This is a genomic window from Microbacterium mangrovi (genome assembly GCF_000802305.1).
Taxonomy (GTDB): Bacteria; Actinomycetota; Actinomycetes; order Actinomycetales; family Microbacteriaceae; genus Microbacterium; species Microbacterium mangrovi.
The window spans coordinates 39,301-64,017 of record NZ_JTDK01000005.1; the positions used below are offsets into that span (position 1 = coordinate 39,301).

Below are 24,717 nucleotides of genomic sequence, written 5' to 3' on the forward strand. Positions count from 1 at the left end.
GACCGATCGGAACGCCGGGCGACGCCCGTTACGCTTGATCCGATGACGAACACGCGCGCCGAGGCCGCCTACCTGCGCTCCCTGGCTGCGTTCCGCACCCCGACGCTCGACCTGCTGCACGGCCGGTACGCCCCGTTCGTGGTCGCCGCGCTGTCGGTGGTGTTCACCGTGGACCGTCCGGCGGTCGCGGTCGCCGACGCGCACGCCGAGGTCGGCGAGATCCTCGACGAGCTCCGAGCGAGCGGCTACGACGACGGCGAACGAGCCCTCCCGGCCGGGACGGCCCGCGAGATCTGCCGGTCCTGGGTACGGGTCGGGTGGCTCGTACCGCAGATCGACGGCGACGTCGAGGTGTACCGGCTCACCGCGCACGCGGTGGGGGCGCTGGAGATCACCGGCCGCACCGGCGGCGGACGCACCCGGGTGTCGAAGTCACGGGTGCGCACCCTGCTGGAGGCGGTGGAGCGGCTCTCCGCGGATGCCGAGGCCGACCCCGAGCGGCGGATGGCCCGGCTCATCGAGGAGCGCAACGCCCTGGACGCCGAGATCGCCCGGCTCGCCGCGGCGGGCGACGCGGAGCCGGTCGATGACGAGCAGCTCCTCGAAGAGGCCGAGAACATCCTGCATCTGGCCCGCGAGCTGCCGGCGGACTTCGCCCGCGTCGCCGAGTCGATCAAGGCCATGCAGCGCGATGTCGTCGCGGATCTGCGCCGCGACGTGCGCCCGACCGGCGAGGTGCTGCGCGAGTACCTGGAGCGCGGGCAGCACGTCATGAAGGCCACCCCGGAGGGTCGCGCGTTCGCCGGCGCGCTGCGGCTCATCGGCGATCCCGCCCGCATCGACGATCTCACTGAGCAGCTGCACACCCTGCTCGCCCAGCCCTTCACACGGCTCATGGACACCGACCAGCGCGCGGAGCTGGATGCCATCGGCCGCCGCGTGGAGCTCGGCGTGCAGGAGGTGCTGACCGCGCAGCGGCGGGCATCCCACGTGATCACCGGGCAGGTGCGCACCCACGACCCGGTGCGCGACCGCCAGGTCGACGACCTGCTGCGCGACGTCATGTCGGGACTGCAGAACTGGACGCGACCGGGCACGCCGGATGCCCCCGTCGACCCGCTGCGCTCCCTGCCGGTGGCCGGCATCGGGCACCTGCGCCAGTCGGTGGGCGACATCCGTCCGCCCGGCGCACCCGCCGCCCTGACCGCGGCGGACGACGTCGAGTTCCTCGATGCCGACACCCGGGCCTGGGGCGGCCCGCACTATGCCGAACTCGAGGCGTACGTGTCGGGTCTGGGCGCGGAGTTCGATCTCGGCGCGGCGTTCGCCGAGGCGCCCGCTGACGCCCGGCGTCCGGTCGACCTGCTGGGCCTGCTGGAGATCGCCCACCGCAACGGGATGAGCGAGGGCGACGACGTCTCGATCGCCCTCGCGCATCGCCCGGACGGGACCACGCGCCGGTTCGCGTTCGGATCCGTGACCGCCCGGGCCTCGGCCGCCCCGGCCCCGAAGGAGTACGACGATGAGTGAGTCCGCCACCCTGGTTGCCGCGGCGGCCGAGGATGCCGTGCCCGCCGCAGCGCCGACGGATCCGTTCATCGCCCCCGTGGCGATGGAGGACGACCCCGACGAGCTGTTCGCCGGTGACCGCGGGGTGCTCGACCCCGAGGTGCGGCGCGTGCTCGTCCACGTGCTGCAACGGCGCTTCCTCCTCGCCGACCGGCACCGCGATGCATGGACCGTGCTGCTGGACAACCAGCAGCTCATCGAGTCGCGGCTGAACGACCTGTTCGTGCGGCTGGTCGTCGACCACGACCGCGGCGTGGCGTACAAGCAGCAGGTGCGCTCCGACGAGCTCGACGTGCCGATCCTGCTGCGCGACTCCGCCTACTCGCGCTCCGAGACCCTCGTGCTCGTGCACCTGCGCACCGTCTACCAGCGCGAGACAGCCGCCGGCGAGCCGTCGGCGCGCGTCGACATCGAAGACGTCGAGCAGACCGTGCTCAGCTACTTCGCGGATGCCGACGGCGACACCGCCCGGCGGCAGAAGGCGATCCGCAAGGCGCTGGACCGCCTCGCCCGCGACGGCATCGTCGAAGAGGAATCCTCCGGCCGGTTCCGCATCAGCGCCCTCGTGGAGATCGTGCTCAGCGCCGAGAAGCTGCGCGAGCTGCGCGACTGGCTGCGCGAGCAGACCGTCGACGCGGACGACGACGCGCTCGCCGGCGAGGACCCGGATGCCGGCGACGACCCGGAGACCGCGGAGAACGCCCCGTTCGAGGAGAGCGCACTGTGACCATGCTCGACACGCTGTTCGGACTGATCCCGGCGGCATCCCGCGGCCAGCAGTGGCTCGCCGAAGACCTGCAGCTGGTGAACTGGGGCGGCTACGACGGTGCGCACCGGGTGCGCTTCTCGCCGGCGGCGACGCTGCTGTGCGGCGGATCGGGATCGGGCAAGTCGACGCTCATGGACGCCTACATCGCGCTCATGATGCCGCACACCACCCCGTTCAACGGGGCGTCCAACGGCGGAGTGACCGGCCGCCCGCGCGGCGAGGAGCAGCGCAACATCCTCTCCTACGCCCGCGGCAAGCTCGACGAGTCGCGCACCGAGGACGGCACGAAGATGCGCGTGCTCCGCGGCGACGGCGAAGACACCTGGACCGCGGTCGCGATGACGTGGCTCGACCACGACGGGTCCCGGTTCACCGCCCTGCGGGCCTGGTACCTCCCGGCGGCGGCGCGCGTCCTCGAAGACACCGTGCGGGTGCGGGCGACGACAGACCGGGCGTTCGACCTCACCGTGCTGGAGAGCGCGGCGGCCGCACACTTCACCGACACCTCTCTCAAGGCAGTGGGCCTCGACCCGGTGGGCACGGACCGCGAGTTCTCCGCGCGACTCCACGCCGTGCTCGGCATCGGGGCCGCCGGCGCCGGGGCGAAGGCGATGAGCCTGCTCGCCCGCATCCAGGCCGGGCAGCAGATCACCACCGTCGACGACCTGTACAAGCGGCTGGTGCTCGAAGAGCCCGAGACCATGGCGACGGCCGACGCCGTGGTGGCGCACTTCGACGAGCTCGAGGGCACCCGCACCCGCATGCTGACCGCCCGGCAGCAGGTGGCGGCCCTGGAACCGATCCGCGATCTGCGCGAGAAGATCGCCGGCGCCGAGCAGCGCGTGCGGCTCATCGACGAGGTCGGCGACTTCGCCGATCCGGCATCCCTCGCCTCCCTGTGGCGCGCCGAGCGCCGTCTCGACCTGCTGCGAGAGGTCGAGACCGAACTGCGCGACAGCAAGCACGCCGCCGACACGGCCCTGCGGGAACTGCGCTCGCGGGCGGATGCCGCCGAGTCCGAGCGCGACGGCCTCGCCGACGTGCTGCGGCTCTCCGGCGGCGACCGGCTCGAGACCGCGCAGCGCGAGCTTCGTGACGTCGAGCGGCGACTGGCGACCGTGCAGCGCAACCGCGGCGCGTTCGACGAGGACCTGCGGGTGCTCGGCGCCGAGGCATCCACCGCGGATCAGTTCACCGCGCTCGCCGGTCGCGCCCGCGAGGCGCTCGCGGACACCGACGCGAAGCGCACCGCCCGTCAGGAGTTCGCCGAGGCCATCGCCGCGCATCGCGCCGTGGCCGCCGAGATCGCCGACCTCGAGGCGGAGCGCCGGCGCGCGGCCGAGGGGCGCGACAGCATCCCGCGCCCCCTGCACGAGTCCCGGGCGCTCCTCGCCGAGGCCGCCGGGCTCGACATCGCCGACCTGCCGTTCGTCGGCGAGCTCATCGAGGTGCGCACCGAGTTCGAGCCGTGGCGGGAGGCGTTCAACCTCGCGCTCGGCGGCTTCGCCACGACCCTGATGATCGACGTCGCGCACGTGGCCCGGTTCCGCGACGCCATCAACGCGGTCCGTACTCCGGTGCGACTGCGCTACGAGGGGGTGCACACCGGACTCGACGAGGCCGGGGCCCGCGACGGGTCCACCCTGCCGGGCCGGCTCGACTACCGCTCCACGCCGTTCACCGGCTGGCTGCAGCAGCGGCTCGACGAGCGCTTCGGGTTCGTGTGCGTGGACTCGGCGACCGACCTCGCCGCGCACCGCATGGCCCTCACGATCACCGGGCAGATCTCGCAGGGCAACCGCGGCGCGCACGGCGGGCACGGGCGTGAGAACGTGCTCGGCTTCTCGAGCGAGCGGCGGGTGCGCGAACTCGCCGGGCAGATCGATCGCGCCCGTGCACGGCTCGTCGACGCGATCGAGGCCGCCGAGGCGGCCGAGGCGGCACTGGACGCGGTCGATTCGCGCCTGGCCGCGTACGCGCGCATCGAGGACCTCACCTGGGAACAGGTCGACGTGGACACCGTGACGGCCGAGCGCGACCGGTGGACCGCCGTCGTCGACGACGTGACGGCATCCAATCCCGAGATCGCCCGTGTTCAGGGCCAGATCGCCGCAGCCAAGGGCAAGGCCGAGAACCTGCGCGCGGAGATCGCGCGAGCGACGGTCGAACGTGAGCAGATCGAGGCGCGCTGGGCGGACGTGACCGACGACGTGGATGCCAGCCAGTCGACGCTGGACGACGCCGAGGATGCCGGGCTCGCCCTCAGCGACGACCAGCGCGGATTCCTGGATGCCCGGTTCACGCTGCGCGAGACGGCGGCCGCCGCGGCCCCGTCGGTCGTGCTGGCCCGCTTCGACGCGGCGCTGGCCACGGCGGCGCAGCGGCTCGACGAGGACCGGGCGGCGGCGACGGCCTCCCACGAGGAGCAGCGCGACAGCCTGCGCCGGGTGATGGCGGGGTTCCTGGAGCGGTGGCCCAACCCGAACCTGCTGCCCGACCCGGACACCTCGACCGCCGACTTCGAGCACATCCTCGCCGCGCTCCAGGCGAGCGGCCTGCACGAGCTCGAGGCGGAGTGGCGGGACAGCCTGCTGAACCTGTCGGGCAACGACCTCACGAACCTCGATTCGACCCTCAGCCGGTCGCTGCGCGAGATCCGCGAGCGCATCGACCCGATCAACCGCATCATGCAGGACCTCCCGTTCTACGACGACGATCACCGCCTGCAGATCACCACGCGCGAGAACCAGTCCGAGGCGCGCCGCCGCTTCCGGCGCGAACTGCGCGACGTGCGCGGGCTGATCGACACCGCCTCGACCGACGACGAGCGCGAGCAGGTGTACCGGCGCATGGCGCGGCTGATCGGCCGGATGCGGCGCACCGCCCCCGACTTCGGCGACCTGATCGACGTCCGTAACCACGTGCGCGTCAGCGCGGAGCGGGTGGATGCCGCCACCAAGCAGCATGTGGCCCTCTACGACCACATCGGCGAGAAGTCCGGCGGCGAATCGCAGGAGCTCATCGCCTTCATCGTCGGCGCCGCGCTCCGCTACCAGCTGGGGGATGCCGGCTCCGAGCGCCCCCGGTACGCCCCGGTGTTCATGGACGAGGCCCTCATCAAGGCCGACGCGCACTTCACCAAGCGGGCGATCGGCGCCTGGCGCGGCCTCGGGTTCCAGCTCGTCATCGGCGCGCCGAACGACAAGTACAGCGCCATCGAGCCGCACGTGGACGTCGAGTACGACATCCTCAAGGACACCCGTGGGCGCTCGTGGGCGAAACCGAAGGTGGGTCTGCCGGAGTACGCCTGAGCGCGCCTTTCGCCGTGGCGTCCGTGGTTCTGCCACGATGTAATCCGCCCCTGCGGATCCTCCTCAGACGGCACCGTCTGGGGAGGTTCTCGTGAAGAAGTGGTGGCCCATCGTCATCCTCGGTCTGGCGCAGTTCGTGATGGTGCTCGACAGCACCGTCATGAACGTGTCGATCTCGACCGTCGTGAAGGACCTCGACACGACGGTCACCGCCATGCAGGCGGCGATCACGTTCTACACGCTCACGATGGCGGCGTTCATGCTGCTGGGGTCGAAGCTCGGTGACGTGTGGGGGCGCCGTCGCGCGCTTGTGATCGGCTCCATCGTCTACGGCCTCGGGTCACTGACCACCGGCCTCAGCCAGAACTTCGCGACGCTGTTCACCGGCTGGTCGATCGTGGAGGGGCTCGGTGCGGTGCTGGTGATCCCCGCGATCGCCGCCCTCGTGGCCGACAACTACACCGGCAAGGACCGGGTGACCGCGTTCGCGATCATCGGTGCGATCTCGGGCGGGGCGGTCGCCGCCGGGCCACTCATCGGCGGGTACTTCACCACCTACCTCAGCTGGCGCTACGTGTTCATCGCCGAGACCGTGATCATGCTGTTCGTGCTGATCTTCGCGCGGGTCATCGCCGACAGCAGCACGCGCACGCGCATCCGCATCGACCTCTGGAGCGTCGTGCTCTCGGCCGCCGGACTCGTGCTCATCGTGTACGGGATGCTGCAGTCCAAGGTGTGGGGCTGGATCCTGCCGACCGCACCGCTCGTGGTCGGCGACGTCACCATCGCGCCGTTCGGTCTGTCGCCGGTGCCCTTCATCATCGCGATCGGCGTCGTGCTGGTCTGGCTGTTCCTGCGCCGGCAGCGCCGCCTCGCGGCATCCGGCCGACCCGCCCTGCTGGATGTCACGATGTTCTCCATCGCGCAGCTGCGTTCTGGCCTGGCCGTGCTCGGCGCGCAGTACGCGGTGCTCGCCGGCCTCTTCTTCATGATCCCGGTCTACCTGCAGATGACGCTCGGGATGGATGCCCTCGACACCGGCATCCGGATCTTCCCGCTGTCGATCGGGCTCATCCTCTTCTCGATCGTCGGAACCGTGTTCACGCGCTTCTGGTCGCCGCGACGGATCGTGCGCATCGGGCAGCTGGTTCTGGTGGCGAGCTCGCTCGTGCTGCTCAGCTCGATCTACCCGGACCTGCGCAGCACGGTCTTCGCCATCGGCATGTTCTTCGCCGGTTCGGGGCTGGGGCTGCTCGCCTCGCAACTGGGCAACGTGAACATGTCGAGCGTCGACGAATCGCGCTCGAGTGAAGCCGGCGGCCTGCAGGGCGTGTTCCAGAACCTGGGCTCGTCGCTGGGCACCGCGCTCATCGGCTCGATCCTCATCGCGACGCTCGGCTCGACCTTCACCGTCGCCGTCGGCGAGAGCGGCCTGTCGGCCGAGTCCAAGTCGGCCGTGCTGGAAGCGACCCAGTACGGCGTCGCGATCATGCCGACCGCCGGCGTGCCCGAGGTCGCCGCTGAGGCGGGACTGCCCGCCGACGAGGGGCAGGAGCTGCAGCAGATCTACGCCGACTCGCAGCTGGATGCGCTGCGCACATCGCTGTTCGCCCTGGCCGCGATCGCCGCCCTCGCGCTGTTCTTCTCCCGCAACATCCCGAACGTCGTGCTTGGCAAGGCCGAGGAGTCGTCGGGCGGGCCCGAGCCGAAGCCCGAGCCGAGCGCCACCGCGAGCTGACCCGCCGCGCCGGGGTCAGCCCGCGCGCGTCCCGCCACGGCGGGCGGCGAGGTACTCCGCCGGCATCCCCGGGCCGATCCGCACGGCCACCTCGGCGGGCGGGACGGGACCGCACTCGTCGCACACCGTGCGGGCGTGCACGGCGCCGTCGCCGCAGGCCGTGTGCCGGTAGAGGATCGGGGGTTCGATCGGGGAGGCCCACTCGTCGCCCCACTCGGTGAGCGCGATGAGCGCCACAGCCAGCGCCCGCCCCTTCTCGGTGAGCAGGTACTGCGCGTCGTCGTCGCGGGTCATCACGCCGCTCGCGACGAACGCGTCCAGCCGCGAGGCGAGCACGTTCGTCGCGATCCCGAGGTTGTGCTGGAAGTCGCCGAACCGCGTCACGCCCGCGAAGAGCGCGTCGCGGATGATGAGCAGACTCCACCGTTCGCCGACGAGCTCGAGCGAGCGCGCGATGGAGCACACCTGCGAGTCGTATGTCTTTCCGAGCACGTTCCGAAACTACCACTTGTGTGATGCAAGCAGGGCCGGTAGCGTGACTTGCATCACGCAAGGCGATCGGCGCCGCGAGGACGAGGGAGTACGACATGGGTGACAGCTACACGGCCACGATCGAGGTCGCGGCCGACGCGAAGCGCGCGTTCGACGCGATCAACGACGTCAGCGGGTGGTGGGGCCGCATCACCGGTTCCACGGCCGCGGTCGGCGACGAGTTCGTCTACATCGTGCCGGGCCTGCACTACAGCGGGTTCCGGGTGGTCGACCGCGTCCCGGAGAGCACGATCGCCTGGCAGGTCACCGGCAGCTTCGTCGACTTCGCCGACGACAAGTCCGAGTGGACCGGCACCACGGTCCGGTTCGACATCGAGGAGACCCCCGGCGGCGCCCGCGTCGTGTTCACCCACGAGGGCCTCGCGCCCGAGATCGAGTGCTACGACGTGTGCAGCTCCGCGTGGCGGATGTTCATCGTCGGCAGCCTCAAGAGCTTCATCGAGACCGGCCGCGGCGCGCCCTACGAGTTCACCGGAGCCGAAGAGCTGACCGAGGCCGAGCACAGCGAACTGCACCGCGAGGCGGCGGCGTCGGCGCGCGCCGTCTGATTCAGTCGCGCGCGGGCTCCCGCTCGCGGTCGCGGATGAGCTCGCGCAGCTGATCGGCGGGGACGTCCGCGCCGAACGCGGGATGCCCCGGCTGCAGCCGCACGCCGTCGGCCAAGGTGCCGGCGACGACGGGGTCGAAGCCGAGGGCGTCGACGACGTCGGCGATCACCGCGAGGTCGGCATCCTGGTCGCCGGCGATGGCGATCGCCTTGCGGCCGGGGACGCCCGGCGGCCGGGTCTCCTCTTCGAGGTCGTGGTAGCCCATGTGGTTGAAGGCCTTGACGACGCGGGAGCCGGGGAGGAACTCCTGGACGATCTCGCTCGTGGTGGTGCGCGGATCGTTGAGGTCGTCGCGGATGCCGTCGGTCTCCCACCAGTAGTTCATCGCGTCGATGGCGAGCCTGCCGGCGAGCGCGTCGACCGGCAGGCGGTCGTATTTGCCGAGCGGCAGCGCGAGGATCACGAGGTCCGCGTCGCGGGCGGCGGTCTCCGGCGCGCGATGAGCACGTCGTAGCCGGCCGCGAGCGCGAGACGGGCAAGCGTCGTGCCGACCTTGCCGGCGCCCAGCACGCCGATCGTGCGGATGCCGCCGGTCATCGGGTCACCGCCGTGCCGAAGGCGGACGTGGTGCGCGGCGTCTCGGCCAGGAGCTCCCGCACCATCGGGATCACCTCGGTCGCGTACAGCTCCACCGACGTCAGGCGCGCGCTCGCGGACATCGCACCCCCGGCGGTGTAGATCATGTCGAAACGGCCGACGTCGAGGGTGCGGATGGCGTCCGCCATCTTGCGGGCGACCGTCTCGGGCGAGCCGACGTACAGCGAGCCGCTCTCGACCTCGTGCTCGAACTCGCCGCGCTGCACGGGCGGCCAGCCGCGCTGCGCGCCGATGCGGTCGCGCACCACCTTGAAGCCCGGGTAGAACAGCTCCTTGGCCTCCTCGTCGGTGGCCGCGACGAAGCCGGGGGAGTGCATCCCGACCGGGTACGCGGTGGTGCCGAGCTGCTCGGTGGCGCGGCGGTACAGATCGACGTACGGCGCGAACCGGCCCGGGGCTCCGCCGATGATCGCGAGCATCAGCCGGAACCCGTAGTGCGCGGTGCGGATCACCGACTGCGGGGTGCCGCCGACGCCGACCCACGTGCGCAGGCGCCCGGACTCGGTCTTGGGGAACACGTCCGCGTCGACGAGCGGCGCGCGCGTCGTGCCCTCCCAGGTGACCGGCTTCTCGTCGAGCAGGTGGCTGAACAGGTCGATCTTCTCGTCGAAGAGCAGGTCGTAGTCGCTGAGGTCGTAGCCGAACAGCGGGAACGACTCGGTGAACGATCCGCGTCCGAGGATCACCTCCGCGCGGCCGTTGGAGAGCGCGTCGACCGTCGCGAAGCGCTGGAACACCCGCACTGGGTCGTCGCTGGAGAGCACCGTCACGCCGGATCCGAGCCGGATGCGGGAGGTCTTCCCCGCGATGCCGGCCAGCACCGTCTCGGGGCTGGAGATCGCGAACTCGGGGCGGTGGTGCTCGCCGAGGGCGACCGCGTCGATGCCCAGCTCGTCGGCCAGGACCGCCTCGGCCACGGTCGCACGGATCGCCTCCGCGTACGAGACCGTCTCGCCCTTGTCGTTGGTGGGCAGGTCGCCGAACGTGTCGATGCCGAACTCGAGGTCTGTGAAGTCGTTCATGGATGCTCCTTGGGTGGAATTCTCAAGCATGGACGGCCTTGCCGTCCTTCGTGATGCGTGCGGTTTCGCGGCCGGTGGGGTGCCAGTCGCCGGGATTGTCGGCCAGCAGCTGCCGCACCCGCGGGGCGACCTGCTCGCCGAACAGTCGGATGGTGCGCTCCCGCGCCTCGCGGGGGAGCGCCGGGATGTCGTATTTCAGGTCGAATCGCGACAGCCGGTTGGCCCGGACGACGCGCGCGATCTTCTGCGCGACGGTCTCCGGCGACCCGACGAAGAGGGCGCCGGTGTCGACCTCCTCGCGGTAGCGCTCGAGGGTCGGCGGGTAGAAGCCGCGCTCCCGGCTCATCTGCGTGACGACCGGCTCCCAGAACCGCCAGTGCTCGGCTTCGGCCGCGGCGTCGGTGTCGGCGATGAGTCCCAGCGAGTGCTGAGCGATCGGCAGCTCCGGCATCCCGAACTGCTGGAGAGCCCGCAGGTACAGCTCGGCGTGCCCGGCGAAGCGCTCGGGGCGTCCGCCGATCACCGCCATCATGAGGGGGAGACCGTACCGCGCGGCGCGCACCACCGAGTCGGGGCTGCCGCCGATGCCGATCCAGGCCGGGATGCCGCCGTCCGGCATCCGGGGATGCAGGCGCACGTCCTGGAGCGGGCTGCGGTACCTGCCCGACCAGGTGACGCGGTCTTCGCGCATCAGGCGGACGAAGAGGTCGAGCTTCTCGTCGAAGAGCTCTTCGTAGTCGGCGATGTCGTAGCCGAACAGGGCGAACGACTCGATCGCGGATGCCCGCCCGAGGGTCAGCTCGGTGCGCCCGTTCGAGAGCGCGTCCACCGTCGCGAACGCCTGGTAGATGCGCACCGGGTCCTGCGTGGACAGCACGGTCACGGAGGTGCCGAGGCGGATGCGGCTCGTGGCCTGGGCGATGCCGGCCAGCAGCACCGGCGTCGCGGAATCGACCTGGCCCTCGCGATAGTGCTCGCCGACGGCGAAGGCGTCAAGGCCCACGGATTCGGCCAGCTGCGCCTCGGTCACGAGCAGGCGCAGGGCCTCGGCATCCGTCATCGGGCGTCCGCCCTCGGTGGGGACGTCGCCGAACGTGTTCAGCCCGAACTCGATGCCGCCGATGTGACCGGTCATGTCGCGTCACGACCCTTCTCGCCGTCCCGGACCATCCGGATTGACGTATCAATAGTGCAACGCTAGAGTTGACGTGTCAATTCCAGGGGGTCCCATGGGTCACGCGAAGCACCGGTCCACGCCGACGCACGAGCAGCTGCGCGTCTGGCGCAACTACATCGAGACGGCCAATGAGCTGCAGCGGCTGCTGGAGGCGCGGTTCCAGAACGAGTCGGCGATGTCCTCCGGCGACTACCAGGTGCTGCTGGCCCTCAGCGAGGCCCCCGGGCGCACCGTACGATCGAGCGAACTGGCCTCCCTCATCGGCTGGGAGCGCAGCCGCCTGTCGCACCATCTCGGCCGCATGGAGAAGCGCGGACTCATCGCCCGGGCATCCTGCCCCGAGGTCGCCCACGGCGTCGACGTGACGATCACCGACGCCGGGCTCGACACGTTCCGCTCGGGGTCGGTGCACCACCTCCGCGCCGTGCGCGAACTGTTCGTCGACGCGCTGTCCGACCAGCAGCTGACCGAGGTCGACGCGGTCGCGGCATCCCTGCGCGTGCACCTGGGAACACGGCAGTGATCCGCCGCGCGACGGTCGTGGTGATCGGCGGCGGGCAGGCGGGGTTGTCGGCCGCCTTCCACCTGCACCGGCGGGGATTCGCCAGCGCTCTCACCGATCCGGATGCCGAGCGCACCTTCGTGGTGCTGGATGCCGAAGACGGCCCGGGCGGGGCCTGGCGGCACCGCTGGCGTTCGCTCAGCATGGCGACGGTCAACCACATCTTCGACCTGCCCGGCATGCACCAGAGCCCGGTCGACCCGGCGACGCCGAGCAGGGATGCCGTGCCGGCGTACTTCGCCGCGTTCGAGGCGCAGGAGCAGCCGCCGATCCTGCGGGCGGTCACCGTCACGGGCGTGCGGCGCGCCGATGACCTGCCGGACGGCGACCTGATCGTGTCGTCGACGGCGGGGGAGTGGGTGACGCGGGCCGTGGTCAACGCGACCGGCACGTGGACCAACCCGGTGCGGCCGGCGTATCCGGGAGCCGAGACGTTCCAGGGCCGCCAGCTCCACACCAAGGACTACGTGTCCCTCGACGAATTCGCCGGACTCCGGGTCGCGATCGTCGGCGGTGGGATCTCGGCGGTGCAGCAGCTCGAGGAGATCTCCCGCGTCGCGCAGGTGTTCTGGTACACGCGGCGCGAGCCGGTGTTCCGCGCGTCGGGCTTCAACCCCGAGGTCGAGGGCCGCGAGACGATCGCCAAGGTGGTCGCCGACGTCGAAGCCGGCAACCCCACCGGCAGCGTCGTGTCGTACACGCAGCTCGCGTGGACGCCGTACGCGCTCGCGGCCCGCGACCGGGGCGCGCTGGTGCGTCGCCCGATGTTCACCGCGATCGAGCCGCACGGCGTCCGCGAGGCGGACGGCACCTTCACCGCGGTGGATGTCATCCTCTGGGCGACCGGGTTCAAGCCGGCGCTCGCACACCTCGACCCGCTCGGCTTGCGCAACGACCGCGGCGGGATCGAGCTGCGCGGCACCCAGGTGGCGGCCGAGCCCCGGGTGCACCTGATCGGCTTCGGGCCGTCGCAGTCGACCGTCGGCGCGAACCGGGCGGGCCGGGCCGCCGTGGCATCCCTCGTGCGGTACCTGGAGCGGGAGCCCGCGGGCGTCCCCGTCGGATGACGGGGCCGCACTGGTCGTAATCTCCTCCGCTCGCGACGCTCGATCGGCGTCGGCGGAGGAGATGCGACGGGCGGAGGACCAAACCAGGACGGATGCTCCTCTCCTCTCCTCATCTCCTCCGCTCGAGTGTTCACCTGCCCGACCTGCCGCTGTGCATCGACGGGCCACCGGGCGCCTCGTCAGCGTTAGTCGTTCTGCGAGCGTTTGCTCCATCGGAGGGCGATCGCCCGCCGGGCAGCAAACCCGGCGATGAGCGGTACGCCGATCAGCAGCAGGTACTGCAGCCAGATCGGCGAGATTGCCGGGGGCGCGGCGAGGATCAATGACAGGCAGATGATGAGGAACAGCATCCCGAGGGCGACCCGGCCGACGCCTCCTGACCACACTGGTGTGTGGGATTCCCAAGCGGCGGCGATCGCGAAAGCAAGGATGAAGCTTGCGATCACGAGCCCGGGAACGGCGAGGAACGTCATGAAGCCCACGTGTTGCACCTATCGGGTCGTCGCAAGCGAGTAACAGGATCCCAGCCCGAGGACGTTGAACACGGACCGTCCAACTGCACGGATGAAGGTTTCGAGCGCCTTGATCTGGGCGCTGGTCAGGCTACTCCTCCGCTTCGCGTACTTCTTCAGGAGGGAGACGACCTTGCTCATAGTGCCGCCGAGGGCCCGGTACGCCTTGATGACGGCCTTCGCGCTTTTGACGATCTTGTCAGCCTTCGCAAACGCGCGCACGACCTTGGCCGCCCCGACGGCAAGCGAGGCGATCTCCGCAACGCAGAGTGCGGATGTGCCGATCCACCAGAGCACACTCGGGTCCGCAGTCACAGGGAACGCAGTGTTACTGTTTGCATCGATGACCTGAGAGACGGCATTCCCATTGATCACGTAGTGGGTGTCCACCGACTTGCCGTTCGCGTCGACCGCCCACGGTGCGGCGAGGGTTGCAATCCGCTTGGTCGTGGTGATTTCGGCTGTCTTTGCGGGCTTGATCGAATCAAGTGCCGACTGCTGTTCGTCGGTCACCGGTTGGTCGTCGGCCAAGTTGCCCAGCACGGCGTCCACGGCATCCGAGATCCGCTTGACTTCCGCCTCGGACGCCACCTCCTCGGTGATGGGAACATGGATTGCGACGGAACCATCTGCCTGGGTGGTCAGGTGGGCGCCGTCGGGTAGGTCAAGGTCGAAGTGGACCGTTCGCGATGCGCTCTGATCGTTGAGGACGGCGACCATCTGCAGACCGTCGGAAGTCGCGCGGGTGACGACATCGGTGCTTGGCGCCACATCGGACTGGACGAGCGCGCCGTCGGTCAGCTCCGTGGCAGACGGTGCACCCGCGGGGGAGATGCCAATTTCGGGGCCAATCAGGCGGGACATCGTCGCGATGCCGGTGGCGGACACGGTTGTCGTGGAGCCGTCGGGGAGCACCGCAGTCATGCTGCCTCCTCCGACCTGCAGCGGAAAGGATGCCTGCGCGCTGGCAGCATCCGCCAGCCTGGCCACGGTTGCCGGGTCAGATGCATCGAGCTGGTCGGCCGCCTCAGAAATGCCGGCCACGTCGGTCGATGAACCCAGGGCGGCAGACGTTGTGGTGCCGGTGGAGTCCGCTGCCTCGGCGTGAGCAGGCGCGGCGAGCCCGTGGTCGCCGCGGCTACAGACATCGCCGTGGCGAGGCCGAGCGTCACGGCGAGCAAACGAGACTTAGAGATACTTCCTTTGCGATTGCGCACTACTTCGTGAGAGTCAAATGCATCGTTGCTGGCCATTCGGGTCCCTTCCTCATGTGGCGTGGGACTGCACGCGGGACAGCCTCCCAGCGGGATCGAGACGCTGAGCCGGGTTCGGTGCCTGTTCAGTGATGCTCACAGCTTTTTCTTTGAGGACTCAAGGACTGCACTCAGCAATGCGCGCAGAGAGTCGCTCAGGCCGGCAGCCGCACGGTCACCACGGCGCCGCCGGCCTGCGGGACGAAGCGGAGCTCGCCGCGATGCGCGGTGACGATGTTCTGCGCGATCGCCAGCCCGAGGCCGGTCCCGGCATGGTCGGCACCGGGGGTGCGCGCCCGGCCGCGCCCGCGCTGGAACGGCTCCAGCAGCACCGGGATGTCGGCGGCATCCAGCTCCGGTCCGGTGTTCTCCACGCGCAGCAGCACCGCCCCGGGCTCGGTGGCGGTGGTCACCGTCACCGTTCCGCCGACGGGGAGGTTGTGCACGACGGCGTTGTGCACGAGGTTGGTCGTCAGCTGCAGCAGCAGGGCCTCCGACCCCCGGCAGGGGGCGGCGACACCGCCGACCTCGAGGCTCACGCCGCGCCGCTCCGCGAGCGGCAGCAGGTTCTCGGCCGCCTCCTCGGCGACGAGCGACAGGTCGACCGGGTCGTCGGCGGCCGGAGCCCGGCTCGTGCGGTGCAGCAGCAGCAGCGCATCGGCGAGCTCGATCGCGCGCGTGTTCACCGCCTGGAGGCGCTCCAGCAGCAGATCGACATCCCTGTCCGGATCCTTCCGGGCGACCTCCAGCATCGTCTGCGTGATGGCCAGGGGCGTGCGCAGCTCGTGGGAGGCGTTCGCGGCGAAGCGCTCCTGCTCGTCGACGTGGGCCTCCAGCCGGGCGAGCATCGTGTCGAACACGTCGGCCAGGCGCCGGAACTCGTCGTCGTCTCCGTCCATCCGGATCCGGTGCGACAGGGACCCGTTCCCGGCGAGCTCGGCCGCGTCCGAGATGCGGGCGAGCGGGGCCAGTATCCGCCCGGCGAGGAACCATCCGCCGGCGAGCCCGAACGCGACCAGGAAGACCATCGCCCACTCCGCCCGCGGGGCGAACGCCCGCAGCAGATCGCTGCGGTTCGGCACGAACTGCGCCGCCTCGATCGCACCGTCGGGCACATAGCGCAGCAGGAACAGCCAGACGAGACTGAGCAGGAGGAAGCCGGCGACGAGCACGAATCCGGCGTAGCTGAGCGTCAGGCGCAGGCGGACGCTCACACCCTTGGGCCTAGGCATGCCCCGGCGTCCCGGGGTCGTCGCCCGACGCGATGCGATAGCCCACTCCGGGCACGGTCGCGATCAGCCACGGTTCCCCGAGCCGTTTGCGCAGCGCCGACACGGTGATGCGCACCGCGTTCGTGAAGGGATCGGCGTTCTCGTCCCACGCCCGCTCCAGCAGCTCTTCCGCGCTCACCACGCCGCCCTCCGCCGCGACGAGAACTTCCAGCACGGCGAACTGCTTGCGGGTGAGGGCCACGTATCGTCCGTCGCGGAACACCTCCCGGCGGAACGGGTCCAGCCGCAGGCCCCCGATCTCCCGCACGGGCGGGCGCGACCGCCCGCGCCGCCGGTCGAGGGCGCGCAGCCGCAGCACGAGCTCGCGCAGCTCGAAGGGCTTGGTCAGATAGTCGTCGGCGCCGAGCTCGAACCCCGACGCCTTGTCGTCGAGACGGTCCGCGGCGGTGAGCATCAGGATCGGGATGCCGCTCCCCGACGCCACGATCCGGCGCGCCACCTCGTCGCCCGACGGACCGGGGATGTCCCGGTCGAGCACGGCCAGGTCGTACCCGTTGACGTCGAGCAGCTCGAGGGCCGTGTCGCCGTCGCCGGCGACATCCGCCGCGATGGCCTCCAGCCGCAGCCCGTCGCGGATGCCCTCGGCCAGGAGGGGTTCGTCCTCGACGATCAGCACGCGCATGACTCCGATGCTACGGACCCGGACATATCGGGAACATATGCGACAGCGCATACGCCCTCGCAACACCCGCCCGGGTGGACTGGTGCGGTGAACCAGATCGTGCATCCTCACCCCCGGCCCCGTCCGCGGACCGGCGCCCGGCGCACCGCCCGCCGGATCCTCGTCGCGGGCCTGGGCGCCGCCGCCCTCCTCGTGACCGCGCTCATGCTGCCCGGCATCCTCGGCGCCGCAGCGGCACTGGGGTCCTGGGCCGGGGCCGGTGCCGGCGGCACGCACACCGCCGGCGGCACGCACACCGCCGGCGGCTCCTTCGCGCAGGGGGCGCCGACGGCGGCGGACGGCGTCATCGCCGGCGGGTCGGTGTCGGTGTTCGACGACACCCTGCCTGCCGTCACGAAGCTGGACCCGGCACTCCTGGCCGCGGTGCGCACGGCCGCGCGCGCGGCGGGTCCGGACATCCGGTTCGTCGTCAACAGCGGCTGGCGCTCGCCGAAGCTGCAGGAGCAGATGCTGCAGGACGCCATCGCGCAGTACGGCTCGCGCACCGAGGCGGAGAAGTGGGTCGCGACGCCGGATGCCTCCGAGCACGTCAAGGGCGAGGCGATCGACATCGGCCCGTGGGCGGCGGACGACTGGCTGTCGCGCCACGGCGCCGCCTACGGCCTCTGCCAGATCTACGCGAACGAGGGCTGGCACTTCGAACTGCGGCCGAAGGCGAAGACCCAGGGATGCCCGGCGATGTACGCCGACCCGAGCCACGACCCGCGCCTTACCGGATGACCGGGGGCATCCGGATCCCGGCGCCCGTACACCGGAAACGCGTCGAAAGCGAGGGGGTGGCGCCGAACCGTGCGCGGGTTAGCGTCGATCCCATGCGGCCTGCAACATTCGTCATCCTCGGCGCGTCCGGCGACCTCGCGTCGCGCCTGCTCCTCCCGGCAGTCGGGGAACTGCTGCACCGGGACACCGACCGGGAACTCACGCTCATCGGGGCAGGCTCGGACGCCTGGGACGACGACCACTGGCGGGACGCCGTGCGGAAGGCCTTCGCCGCCGCGGGCGCGGAGGACGAGTTCCCCCGCGTCGCCGAGACCCGCTACGTGCAGGCGGACATCACCGACCCGGACGCGCTGACGAGCCTCCTCGAGCCCCTGCACGGGCCGGTCGTGCTGTACTTCGCCGTTCCTCCCGCGGTCGCGGCGGCGGCGTGCACGGCGCTGCAGCAGGTCCGGCTGCCCGAGGACCTCGTGCTCGCGCTGGAGAAGCCGTTCGGCGGAGACCGGGAGGGGGCGGCCAAGCTGAACGCCGTGCTGCGGGACCTGGTGCCCGAGCGGCAGGTCTTCCGCGTCGACCACTTCCTCGGCCGCGACACCGTGCTGAACCTCCTCGGCGTGCGGTTCGCCAATCGGCTCGTCGAGCCGCTGTGGTCGGCCGCGCACGTGGAGCACGTGCTCATCCGCTTCGACGAGTCCCTGGCGCTGGAGAACCGGGCCCGCTACTACGACCACGCCGGCGCGATGGTGGACATGCTGCAGAGCCATCTGCTCCAGATCCTCGCGACCCTGACGATGGCCCCGCCGGCGACGCTCGGCGAACGGGATCTGCGCGACGCGAAGGGAGCGGCCCTGCGCGCCACGCACATCTGGGACGACGATCCGGTGCACTTCTCCCGCCGGGCCCGCTACACGGCGGGCACGATCGGCGACCGCCGGATCCCCTCGTACGTGGACGAGCCCGGGGTCGACCCGTCGCGCGACACCGAGACGCTCGCCGAGTTCACGTGCGAGGTGCGCACGTCCCGCTGGGCGGGGGTGCCGTTCACTCTGCGCTCCGGCAAGGCGCTCGGGACCGCGCGCGCCGAGGTCGTCGTCACGTTCCGCAAGGTGCGGCACCTGCCCGAGGGGTTCCTCGGGGACGCGCCCGACGGCGGCGTGCTGCGATTCTCCCTCGGACCCGACACGGTGACCTTCGAATTGAACGTCAACGGCGGCGACGACCCGTTCGAACTGCACCGCGAGGCGGCGACGGTCGCGCTCGGGGAGGGGCGCATCCACGCGTACACCCAGGTGCTCAGCGAGATCCTCGAGGGCGATGTGACGCTGTCGGTGCGGGGCGACTCGGCCGAGGAATGCTGGCGGATCGTCCAGCCCGTGCAGGATGCCTGGAGCCGCGGTGACGTGCCGCTCGAGGACTACCCGGCCGGCTCGCCCGGGCCCGCGGGCTGGGCGACGTCGCAGGCTTCGTAGGAGCGCGCTCGCCGCCGCAAGAACGGGCGCGGCCGCCTACTGCGGTTCGTAGCGCCCGTGCACCACCCGCAACGGCAGGCCGTCGATCTCGTCGCCGTCCCACGGGGCCGGGAGCGCGGCATCCGCATCGGTCGTCACCTCGAGCACCAGGCCGTCGTCGCGCTGCTTGACGCCGACCGCGTTCACCCCGGGCAGTGCCAGCAGCGCCGACTCGTGTCGCCGCTGGACGGCCACCGCTTCGTCGTAGCTGATCGCCATGTCGTGATCGTCTCACGGCGGCGCCCACCGCGCCAGGGGCGCGTATCAGTGCCTTTCCGGCGCCCTCCTCGTAGGAGAGCGGACGTCGGTCCGCCCGAACAACCTTGGGGGGAAGGGGGATGGCCATGCCATCCATCGAAGAACTGGTCGCGATCAAAGACCGTGCCGAGGCGGAGTATCTGTCGCGGCCCGGCGTGACCGGAATAGACGTCGGCTACAAGTACGTCGGCGGCGAGCAGACGGACGAGGTCGCGATCCGCGTCCACGTCAAGCAGAAGAAGGCCACCGTCGCCAAGGCGCAGCTGGTGCCGGCCCAGATCGACGGCGTCGTCACCGACGTGCTGCAGCGCGACTATCAGCTGCAGGTCGCGAGCGAGCCGCTCGATTTCAGCGCCCAGGCCGACACGAATCACTACGCCACCCTGGAGGGCGGCGTCAGCATGGGCCCGAGCCGGGCCGTCGGCGGATTCATCTTCGCCGGCACGCTGGGCGCGATCGTGGTGGACAAGGCGTCCGGAAATCGGGCGGCGCTGACGAACTTCCACGTCGCCTGCGTCGACTCGACCTGGAGCGTCGGCGACCGTCAGGTGCAGCCGAGCCGCATCGACACCGGCGTCGTCCCGACCGACGAGTTCGGTGCGATCGCCCGGGCGACCCTGTCGTCCGCCGTCGACGGCGCCGTCATCTCGATCGACCCCGGCCGCGCCACGGCAGGGACGATCGTCGATATCGGCAACGTCGCCGGGACGAAGCCGGCCGCGCTCGGCATGGCCGTGCGCAAGCGGGGTCGTACGACCCTGCTCACGTACGGCACGGTCGACGGGCTGTCGCTGTCGGTGAACATCGACTATGGCGACGGCATCGGCGTGCGCACGCTCACCGGTCAGGTGAGCATCGCCTCCGACACCACGCACAACCCGTTGTTCTCCGACCACGGCGACTCCGGATCGGTGATCGTCGACTCGGCGGGCTACGTCGTCGCGCTGCTGTTCGCGGGCTCGGGCACGAGCACGGTCGGAAACCCGATCGCGAACGTGCTGTCGGAGCTGAACGTGGACATCGTCGTGGGCAAGTCCGTCATCAAGGACCTCAAGGACGGTCGCAAGGACTTCATCAAGGACAAGGAGATCCGCAAGGAGATCATCAAGGAGAAGGAGATCCGCAAGGAGTTCATCAAGGACAAGGAGATCATCGCCGACAACAAGCAGTTCAAGGACATCCGCGACGTCAAGCGGATCCCCGAGAACCTGCCTCCGGTCGGCCCCGGTCCCATCGAGACACCGCGGGCGGGTGGACTCGCACAGCGGCTCGCTGCGCTCGAAGAGGTGCTCGGTTCGCTGGAGAACTTCGTCGCTGCGGAACTGCGGCCCGATCTGACGCAGAGCGCGTTCAGCGGCGAGGACGACCTCACCCCGGAGCAGCTCGCAGCGCTTCGTGCCGAGGCCGAGCAGCAGGCGGCGGATGCCGCGGCGGCGAAGGCCGAACTGGACACGCCCTGGGCGTGAGAGTGAACACCGGCCGGCGGCACCGCCGCCGGCCGGTGCCACTTCGAGGAGGACCCATGTCCGTCGTGCTCTGCGACCCCGACGACACCGCTGCGCTCTGGCTCGTGCAGCGCCTGCGCGAGGCGGGCGACGACTGCGCGCTCGTCACCTCGGATCTGCTCTCGTTCGCGAGGCGGCGATCCCAGCGGATCGGCCGCGCGGGCGTGAGCGCCCTGGTGGATGTCGACGGGCGCATCGTGATCGGGCATCCGGATCTGCTGATCAACCGGATGTCCGCCCCGCCGATGGCGGCCTGGCGGACGGCGCCGCCCGTGGAACGCGACTACGCGACCGCCGAGCTGACCGCCTTCGTCCTGAGCTGGCTGGACGGCCTCTCGTGTCCGGTGCGCAACCGGCCCGACCCGTCGTGCCTTGCCGGCCCCGCTCCGCATCCGCTGCGCGCCGGGCTGCTCGCCTCGGCCGCGGGACTCGCGTGTCCGGATGTCCGGCTGCAGACCGACCGGGGGACGCGGGCCGGCGGGCAGCCCCTGCTGGAGGCGGCGCTGCGACAGGCCGGCCCTGGCGCCCGGCTGCTGCACGTGGTCGTGCTCGACGGGACGCTCGTCGACCCGGAGGGCGTCGCCCGGCAGGCGGGCGCACCCGTACCCGCTGGATTCGCTCCGGGCATCCAGCGCCTGTGCGCGAGCCTCGGGGCCGCCGAGGCGCTCGCCGGCATCGACGTCGTCGTCACCGGCGAGCAATGGATGTTCGCGGGTTTCACCCCGCTTCCGGATCTGCCGGTGGCGGGCGGCGCCCTGGTGCGTGCGCTGGCACGTGTCCGGGAGAGCGCCGCGGAGAGGGAGAAGGTGACGGCATGACCGTCGTCGTCTGGGCCGTGCCCACCGAAAGCCCCGTCCGGATGCTGACCGACGCGCTCGCCCGCCGGGGCGCCGACACGCTCGTCGTGCATCCGCGCCGGTTCACGTCGCAGCGCGTCGACATCGCCCTGCAGGGCGGTGCCGTCGTCGGCACGCTCGAGGCCGAGGGGCGCACCGTGGACCTCGCCGACGTGCGGGGCGTGTACGTGCGGCCGGTCGAACCCGAGCTTGTGCCGGAGCTGGCATCCGCCGGCGAGGACGACCCGCGGATGATCCGCGCCCGCGCCGTCTTCGAGGCGCTCACCGCCTTCACGGAGGTCGCGCCGGTCGCATCCGGCCGCCGCGTCGCCAACCGCCTCTCGGCGATGGCGTCGAACATGTCCAAGCCGTATCAGGCGCAACGGGTGCAGCGCGGCGGGTTCGACACCCCCGAGACCCTCCTCAGCGACGATCCCGACGAGGTGCGGGCGTTCGTCGCGGCGCACGGCGGCGCGGTCTACAAGTCCACGAGCGGCATCCGGTCCATCGTCAGCCGGTTCGACCCGGTCGCCGATGCGGACCGCCTGGAACGGATCCGCTGGTGCCCGGTGCAGTTCCAGGAGAACGTGCGCGGCCGCGACGTGCGCGTGCACGTCGTCGGCGACGAGGTGTACGCGGCGATCGTCGACTCGGACGCGACCGACTATCGCTACGCTCGTGCGCAGGTCGGGCGGGATGCCACGCTCGCCCCGTACGCGGTGCCGGACGACATCGCCCAGCGCTGCGTCGATCTCGCCCGCGACCTCGATCTGCCCTTCGCGGGCGTCGACCTGAAGCTCGCCGACGACGGGCGGGTGGTGTGCTTCGAGGTGAACCCGTCTCCGGGATACCCGTGGTACGAGACCGCCGCGGGGCTCCCGATCTCGGACGCCCTCGCGCGCTGGCTCGCCGCCGCCTGAGACAGGCGACGGCGAGCCGGCCGGACGGGCGAGCGGGTCAGATCGCGACGATCCCCTCGCCGCCGGCGGCACCGGGGACCAGAACCGCGCCCACCGCGGTGAGCGATCCATCGGCGCCCACGCGGTAGCCGTCGACCATGCCGGCCGCGCCGGTCTGGACGTACAGGAACCGCCCGTCGGCGCTGACCGCGGCATCCACGGTGCCGGCGTGAGTCGCGGTCACGCCGGTCGCGGTCAGCGAGCCGTCGCGGCCGAGGCGATAACCGCTGAGGGTCGCGCTGGCGGCGTTCGACGCGTAGACGTTCCAGCCGTCGACCGCGATCCAGCAGGTGGCCTTCTGCCCGGTCGCGACGACGTCGAGCTGCGTCAGGCGTCCGTCCTGCTCGACGCGGAAGGTCGCCACCGAGTTGGTGCCGGCCTCGCTGGCGACGAGGTGGCCGGCGGGGTCGAACTGGAACCCGAACGGGACCGTGCCCGGCAGGGACGTGACGACCGGAGCGGCCGACAGCCCGGCCGGCGTCGCCGCGAACACGTCGAACGCGCTCGTGTTGCCCTTGGTGGACACGACGAGCTTCGAGCCGTCCGGGGTGAACGCGATCTGCGCGGGCGTGTGGGTGAACTCGGGCGTCGCGTTCGGGTCCAGCCCGAGGGCGCGGTGCCACGACGGCACGGTCACGAGTGCGCCGCCCACCTTGAGGTAGCCCTGGATGGAGCCTCCGCCGCGGGCGTTGAGCACGAACACGCGGTTATCGTGGGTGGCGATGCTGACCGGGGCGTCTCCGTGCGTCGCGACCACCTGGCGTCGCAGGAGTCGGTCGCCGGCGATCGCGAACGAGGTGACGGTGTCGCTGCCCGCGTTGACGGCGAACAGGTTCGCGCCGCTGCGGGCGAGGCCGCCCTGCGAGGCGAGATGGTCGACGACGGAGCCGGCCAGCTGCACGCCGTCGCCCCCGGTGTCGTAGGTGCCGGCCTGGCGCAGCGTGCCGTCGGCGAGCCGGTCGTAGGCGACGACGGCGTTTCCGGCCAGGCCGTCGGTCTGCACGAAGACCGCGCCCACCGGGCGCGGGTTCGGGGTGGCGTTCGCGGCGGTGGCGCCGGCGCCGAGGAGTGCGACGGCGGCGAAGGCTGCGGCGCCGGCACGGTAGCGGATCTTCATGGTTTCCCTCCCGGGGTTGGTGTCTGCGCTCACAGTCGCACTGCGGGAGGGCCGGGGGAACGGCGATCTGCTTACCGACCGGAGACGGGTGGTGTCACCGGTCCGTAAGGCCGGTGCCGGACCCGAGACGGCGGGCCGGATCAGCGCACGTGCAGCTCTTCGGGCTCAACCACGACGTCCACCAGGGCGCCGTTTCGCCACACCGTCATCTCCATGCGGCGGCCGATGGCCCCCTCGACCATGGCGCGCTGCACGCCGGTCGGATCGAGGATCGGGATGCCGTCGAGCGAGATGACCACGTCGCCGACGTGCGCGCCGGCGTGTGCGGCGGGGCTGCCGGAGACGACCTGCACCACCTGCATCCCGGCATCCGACCCCACCTTCGCGGCGGCGGCCGGGCTCAGCGGCACGGTCGCCCCGGCGATGCCGAGCCAGGCCCTGCGCACACGTCCTCGGGTGCGCAGGGCGTCGATGATCGCCCGGGTGGTGGCGTTGATCGGCACGGCCAGTCCCACGCCGATGCCGGCGACCGCGGTGTTCACGCCCACCATGCGGCTCGATCCGTCCGAGAGCACGCCGCCGCTGTTGCCGGGGTTCAGTGCGGCGTCGGTCTGGATCACCTCGTCGATCACGCGCCCCGACCGCGTCGGCAGCGACCGGCCGAGGCCCGACACGATGCCGGCGGTGACACTGCCGGACAGGCCCAGCGGGTTGCCGAGCGCCACGACGAGCTGCCCGACCCGCAGCCGGGCGGCATCCCCGAGCACGACCGGCGGCGGGGTCGGCCCGTCGGCGCGGAGCACCGCGAGGTCCGAGAGCGGGTCGGCGCCGACCACGTGCGCGGCGGAGGCGGTGCCGTCCGAGAACGCCAGCTCCACTCCCACGGCGCCGTCGACGACGTGCGCGCTCGTGAGGAGGTCGCCGTCGGCGGTGATCACCGACGCACTGCCCGCGCCGCCGCCCTGGCGGGTGCGCACGGTCACGGCCGCGACCGACGGCAGCACCTGCTCGGTGACGCGCATCACGGTCGCGGAGTAGGCATCCAGTGCGTCCGCGTCGGGGTCGGTCTCGTCCACGTGACCAGTGTGCGCCGCCGGCGCACGCGG

The 24,717-nt window shown here is 71.3% G+C and carries 24 protein-coding genes; 12 read left to right on the forward strand and 12 right to left on the reverse strand.

Features of this window, described 5'->3' with window-relative positions; translation table 11 throughout:
* The first annotated feature begins 42 nt into the window (after positions 1-42).
* The 4 genes from LK09_RS03715 (at position 43) to LK09_RS03730 (ending at position 7,387) form a co-directional block, all read left to right on the forward strand.
* Positions 43-1,530 (forward strand): DUF3375 domain-containing protein, encoded by a 1,488-nt coding sequence (locus tag LK09_RS03715; protein ID WP_039396161.1) that lies wholly within the window; start codon positions 43-45, stop codon positions 1,528-1,530.
* An 82-nt stretch (positions 1,531-1,612) separates the two neighbouring features.
* Positions 1,613-2,296: a DUF4194 domain-containing protein gene (locus LK09_RS03720; RefSeq protein WP_052226395.1), complete on the forward strand. Its 684-nt coding sequence runs from the start codon at positions 1,613-1,615 to the stop codon at positions 2,294-2,296.
* A complete protein-coding gene (locus LK09_RS03725) occupies positions 2,293-5,649 on the forward strand; it encodes an ATP-binding protein (RefSeq protein WP_039396164.1) in 3,357 nt (1,118 codons plus the stop codon). The genes LK09_RS03720 and LK09_RS03725 overlap by 4 nt, the downstream gene beginning before the upstream one ends.
* Positions 5,650-5,740: 91 nt before the next feature.
* Positions 5,741-7,387, forward strand: coding sequence for an MFS transporter (locus LK09_RS03730; RefSeq protein WP_082008037.1), 1,647 nt, complete (start codon positions 5,741-5,743; stop codon positions 7,385-7,387).
* A 15-nt stretch (positions 7,388-7,402) separates the two neighbouring features.
* On the opposite strand, the gene LK09_RS03735 is transcribed toward LK09_RS03730, so the two are convergent.
* Positions 7,403-7,879, reverse strand: a complete 477-nt coding sequence (locus LK09_RS03735) for a winged helix-turn-helix transcriptional regulator (protein ID WP_039396167.1) — start codon at positions 7,877-7,879, stop codon at positions 7,403-7,405.
* 95 nt (positions 7,880-7,974) lie between these two features.
* Between LK09_RS03735 and LK09_RS03740 the strand changes: the two genes are divergently transcribed.
* On the forward strand, positions 7,975-8,487 hold the full coding sequence (locus LK09_RS03740) for an SRPBCC family protein (protein ID WP_039396170.1): 513 nt from the start codon (positions 7,975-7,977) through the stop codon (positions 8,485-8,487).
* 1 nt (position 8,488) lies between these two features.
* Here LK09_RS03740 and LK09_RS03745 read toward each other — a convergent pair whose 3' ends face one another.
* The 4 genes from LK09_RS03745 to LK09_RS03755 are packed head-to-tail and all read right to left on the reverse strand — an operon-like array spanning position 8,489 to position 11,301.
* Positions 8,489-8,950 (reverse strand): NADPH-dependent F420 reductase, encoded by a 462-nt coding sequence (locus LK09_RS03745; RefSeq protein ID WP_231562946.1) that lies wholly within the window; start codon positions 8,948-8,950, stop codon positions 8,489-8,491.
* On the reverse strand, positions 8,947-9,084 hold the full coding sequence (locus LK09_RS21895; protein ID WP_231562947.1) for an NAD(P)-binding domain-containing protein: 138 nt from the start codon (positions 9,082-9,084) through the stop codon (positions 8,947-8,949). The genes LK09_RS03745 and LK09_RS21895 overlap by 4 nt, the downstream gene beginning before the upstream one ends.
* Positions 9,081-10,166: an LLM class flavin-dependent oxidoreductase gene (locus LK09_RS03750; protein WP_039396173.1), complete on the reverse strand. Its 1,086-nt coding sequence runs from the start codon at positions 10,164-10,166 to the stop codon at positions 9,081-9,083. The genes LK09_RS21895 and LK09_RS03750 overlap by 4 nt, the downstream gene beginning before the upstream one ends.
* A gap of 22 nt (positions 10,167-10,188) precedes the next feature.
* Positions 10,189-11,301: an LLM class flavin-dependent oxidoreductase gene (locus LK09_RS03755; protein ID WP_082008038.1), complete on the reverse strand. Its 1,113-nt coding sequence runs from the start codon at positions 11,299-11,301 to the stop codon at positions 10,189-10,191.
* Positions 11,302-11,395: 94 nt separating this feature from the next.
* Between LK09_RS03755 and LK09_RS03760 the strand changes: the two genes are divergently transcribed.
* Positions 11,396-11,866 carry a MarR family winged helix-turn-helix transcriptional regulator gene (locus LK09_RS03760; RefSeq protein WP_039396176.1) on the forward strand — a complete coding sequence of 157 codons (471 nt, stop codon included), beginning with the start codon at positions 11,396-11,398 and terminating at the stop codon, positions 11,864-11,866.
* On the forward strand, positions 11,863-12,972 hold the full coding sequence (locus LK09_RS03765; protein WP_231562948.1) for an NAD(P)-binding domain-containing protein: 1,110 nt from the start codon (positions 11,863-11,865) through the stop codon (positions 12,970-12,972). The genes LK09_RS03760 and LK09_RS03765 overlap by 4 nt, the downstream gene beginning before the upstream one ends.
* A gap of 185 nt (positions 12,973-13,157) precedes the next feature.
* On the opposite strand, the gene LK09_RS03770 is transcribed toward LK09_RS03765, so the two are convergent.
* From LK09_RS03770 to LK09_RS03785, 4 genes are all read right to left on the reverse strand, one after another.
* The gene (locus LK09_RS03770; RefSeq protein ID WP_156138640.1) at positions 13,158-13,454 is read right to left on the reverse strand and encodes a hypothetical protein; all 297 of its coding nucleotides are present in this window, start codon (positions 13,452-13,454) and stop codon (positions 13,158-13,160) included.
* A 9-nt stretch (positions 13,455-13,463) separates the two neighbouring features.
* Positions 13,464-14,528, reverse strand: a complete 1,065-nt coding sequence (locus tag LK09_RS03775; protein ID WP_156138641.1) for a hypothetical protein — start codon at positions 14,526-14,528, stop codon at positions 13,464-13,466.
* A gap of 364 nt (positions 14,529-14,892) precedes the next feature.
* Complete coding sequence (locus LK09_RS03780) at positions 14,893-15,951, reverse strand: sensor histidine kinase (RefSeq protein WP_269430916.1); 1,059 nt, start codon at positions 15,949-15,951, stop codon at positions 14,893-14,895.
* A 10-nt stretch (positions 15,952-15,961) separates the two neighbouring features.
* Positions 15,962-16,651, reverse strand: a complete 690-nt coding sequence (locus LK09_RS03785; protein ID WP_039396187.1) for a response regulator transcription factor — start codon at positions 16,649-16,651, stop codon at positions 15,962-15,964.
* Positions 16,652-16,738: 87 nt separating this feature from the next.
* On the opposite strand from LK09_RS03785, the gene LK09_RS03790 reads away from it, so the two are divergent.
* Positions 16,739-17,431: a M15 family metallopeptidase gene (locus LK09_RS03790; RefSeq protein WP_231562949.1), complete on the forward strand. Its 693-nt coding sequence runs from the start codon at positions 16,739-16,741 to the stop codon at positions 17,429-17,431.
* Between the two features lie 92 nt (positions 17,432-17,523).
* Positions 17,524-18,897, forward strand: coding sequence for a glucose-6-phosphate dehydrogenase (locus tag LK09_RS03795; protein WP_039396189.1), 1,374 nt, complete (start codon positions 17,524-17,526; stop codon positions 18,895-18,897).
* Positions 18,898-18,933: 36 nt separating this feature from the next.
* Here LK09_RS03795 and LK09_RS03800 read toward each other — a convergent pair whose 3' ends face one another.
* Positions 18,934-19,155, reverse strand: a complete 222-nt coding sequence (locus tag LK09_RS03800; protein ID WP_039396191.1) for a hypothetical protein — start codon at positions 19,153-19,155, stop codon at positions 18,934-18,936.
* 125 nt (positions 19,156-19,280) lie between these two features.
* Here LK09_RS03800 and LK09_RS03805 point away from each other — a divergent pair, with 125 nt between their 5' ends.
* Genes LK09_RS03805 through LK09_RS03815 form a run of 3 tightly spaced genes read left to right on the forward strand, consistent with a single transcriptional unit; the run spans position 19,281 to position 22,455 of the window.
* On the forward strand, positions 19,281-20,660 hold the full coding sequence (locus LK09_RS03805) for a chymotrypsin family serine protease (protein WP_156138642.1): 1,380 nt from the start codon (positions 19,281-19,283) through the stop codon (positions 20,658-20,660).
* A gap of 56 nt (positions 20,661-20,716) precedes the next feature.
* Entirely contained in the window at positions 20,717-21,517 is an 801-nt protein-coding gene (locus LK09_RS03810) for a hypothetical protein (protein WP_039396194.1), read from the forward strand.
* Positions 21,514-22,455 (forward strand): ATP-grasp domain-containing protein, encoded by a 942-nt coding sequence (locus tag LK09_RS03815; RefSeq protein ID WP_039396197.1) that lies wholly within the window; start codon positions 21,514-21,516, stop codon positions 22,453-22,455. The genes LK09_RS03810 and LK09_RS03815 overlap by 4 nt, the downstream gene beginning before the upstream one ends.
* A 37-nt stretch (positions 22,456-22,492) precedes the next feature.
* Here LK09_RS03815 and LK09_RS03820 read toward each other — a convergent pair whose 3' ends face one another.
* Complete coding sequence (locus LK09_RS03820) at positions 22,493-23,611, reverse strand: lactonase family protein (protein WP_039396200.1); 1,119 nt, start codon at positions 23,609-23,611, stop codon at positions 22,493-22,495.
* A gap of 140 nt (positions 23,612-23,751) precedes the next feature.
* Positions 23,752-24,687 carry a S1C family serine protease gene (locus tag LK09_RS03825; RefSeq protein WP_039396203.1) on the reverse strand — a complete coding sequence of 312 codons (936 nt, stop codon included), beginning with the start codon at positions 24,685-24,687 and terminating at the stop codon, positions 23,752-23,754.
* Positions 24,688-24,717: the final 30 nt, after the last annotated feature.

What these genes read in the sequence shown, in the direction of transcription:
- LK09_RS03815 (WP_039396197.1), top strand. Translation starts at nt 21,514, where the DNA reads ATGACCGTCGTCGTCTGGGCCGTGCCCACCGAAAGCCCCGTCCGGATG.
- LK09_RS03785 (WP_039396187.1), bottom strand. Translation starts at nt 16,651, where the DNA reads ATGCGCGTGCTGATCGTCGAGGACGAACCCCTCCTGGCCGAGGGCATC.
- LK09_RS03755 (WP_082008038.1), bottom strand. Translation starts at nt 11,301, where the DNA reads ATGACCGGTCACATCGGCGGCATCGAGTTCGGGCTGAACACGTTCGGC.
- LK09_RS21895 (WP_231562947.1), bottom strand. Translation starts at nt 9,084, where the DNA reads ATGACCGGCGGCATCCGCACGATCGGCGTGCTGGGCGCCGGCAAGGTC.
- LK09_RS03750 (WP_039396173.1), bottom strand. Translation starts at nt 10,166, where the DNA reads ATGAACGACTTCACAGACCTCGAGTTCGGCATCGACACGTTCGGCGAC.
- LK09_RS03740 (WP_039396170.1), top strand. Translation starts at nt 7,975, where the DNA reads ATGGGTGACAGCTACACGGCCACGATCGAGGTCGCGGCCGACGCGAAG.
- LK09_RS03805 (WP_156138642.1), top strand. Translation starts at nt 19,281, where the DNA reads ATGCCATCCATCGAAGAACTGGTCGCGATCAAAGACCGTGCCGAGGCG.
- LK09_RS03820 (WP_039396200.1), bottom strand. Translation starts at nt 23,611, where the DNA reads ATGAAGATCCGCTACCGTGCCGGCGCCGCAGCCTTCGCCGCCGTCGCA.
- LK09_RS03715 (WP_039396161.1), top strand. Translation starts at nt 43, where the DNA reads ATGACGAACACGCGCGCCGAGGCCGCCTACCTGCGCTCCCTGGCTGCG.
- LK09_RS03795 (WP_039396189.1), top strand. Translation starts at nt 17,524, where the DNA reads ATGCGGCCTGCAACATTCGTCATCCTCGGCGCGTCCGGCGACCTCGCG.
- LK09_RS03760 (WP_039396176.1), top strand. Translation starts at nt 11,396, where the DNA reads ATGGGTCACGCGAAGCACCGGTCCACGCCGACGCACGAGCAGCTGCGC.
- LK09_RS03800 (WP_039396191.1), bottom strand. Translation starts at nt 19,155, where the DNA reads ATGGCGATCAGCTACGACGAAGCGGTGGCCGTCCAGCGGCGACACGAG.
- LK09_RS03720 (WP_052226395.1), top strand. Translation starts at nt 1,613, where the DNA reads ATGGAGGACGACCCCGACGAGCTGTTCGCCGGTGACCGCGGGGTGCTC.
- LK09_RS03810 (WP_039396194.1), top strand. Translation starts at nt 20,717, where the DNA reads ATGTCCGTCGTGCTCTGCGACCCCGACGACACCGCTGCGCTCTGGCTC.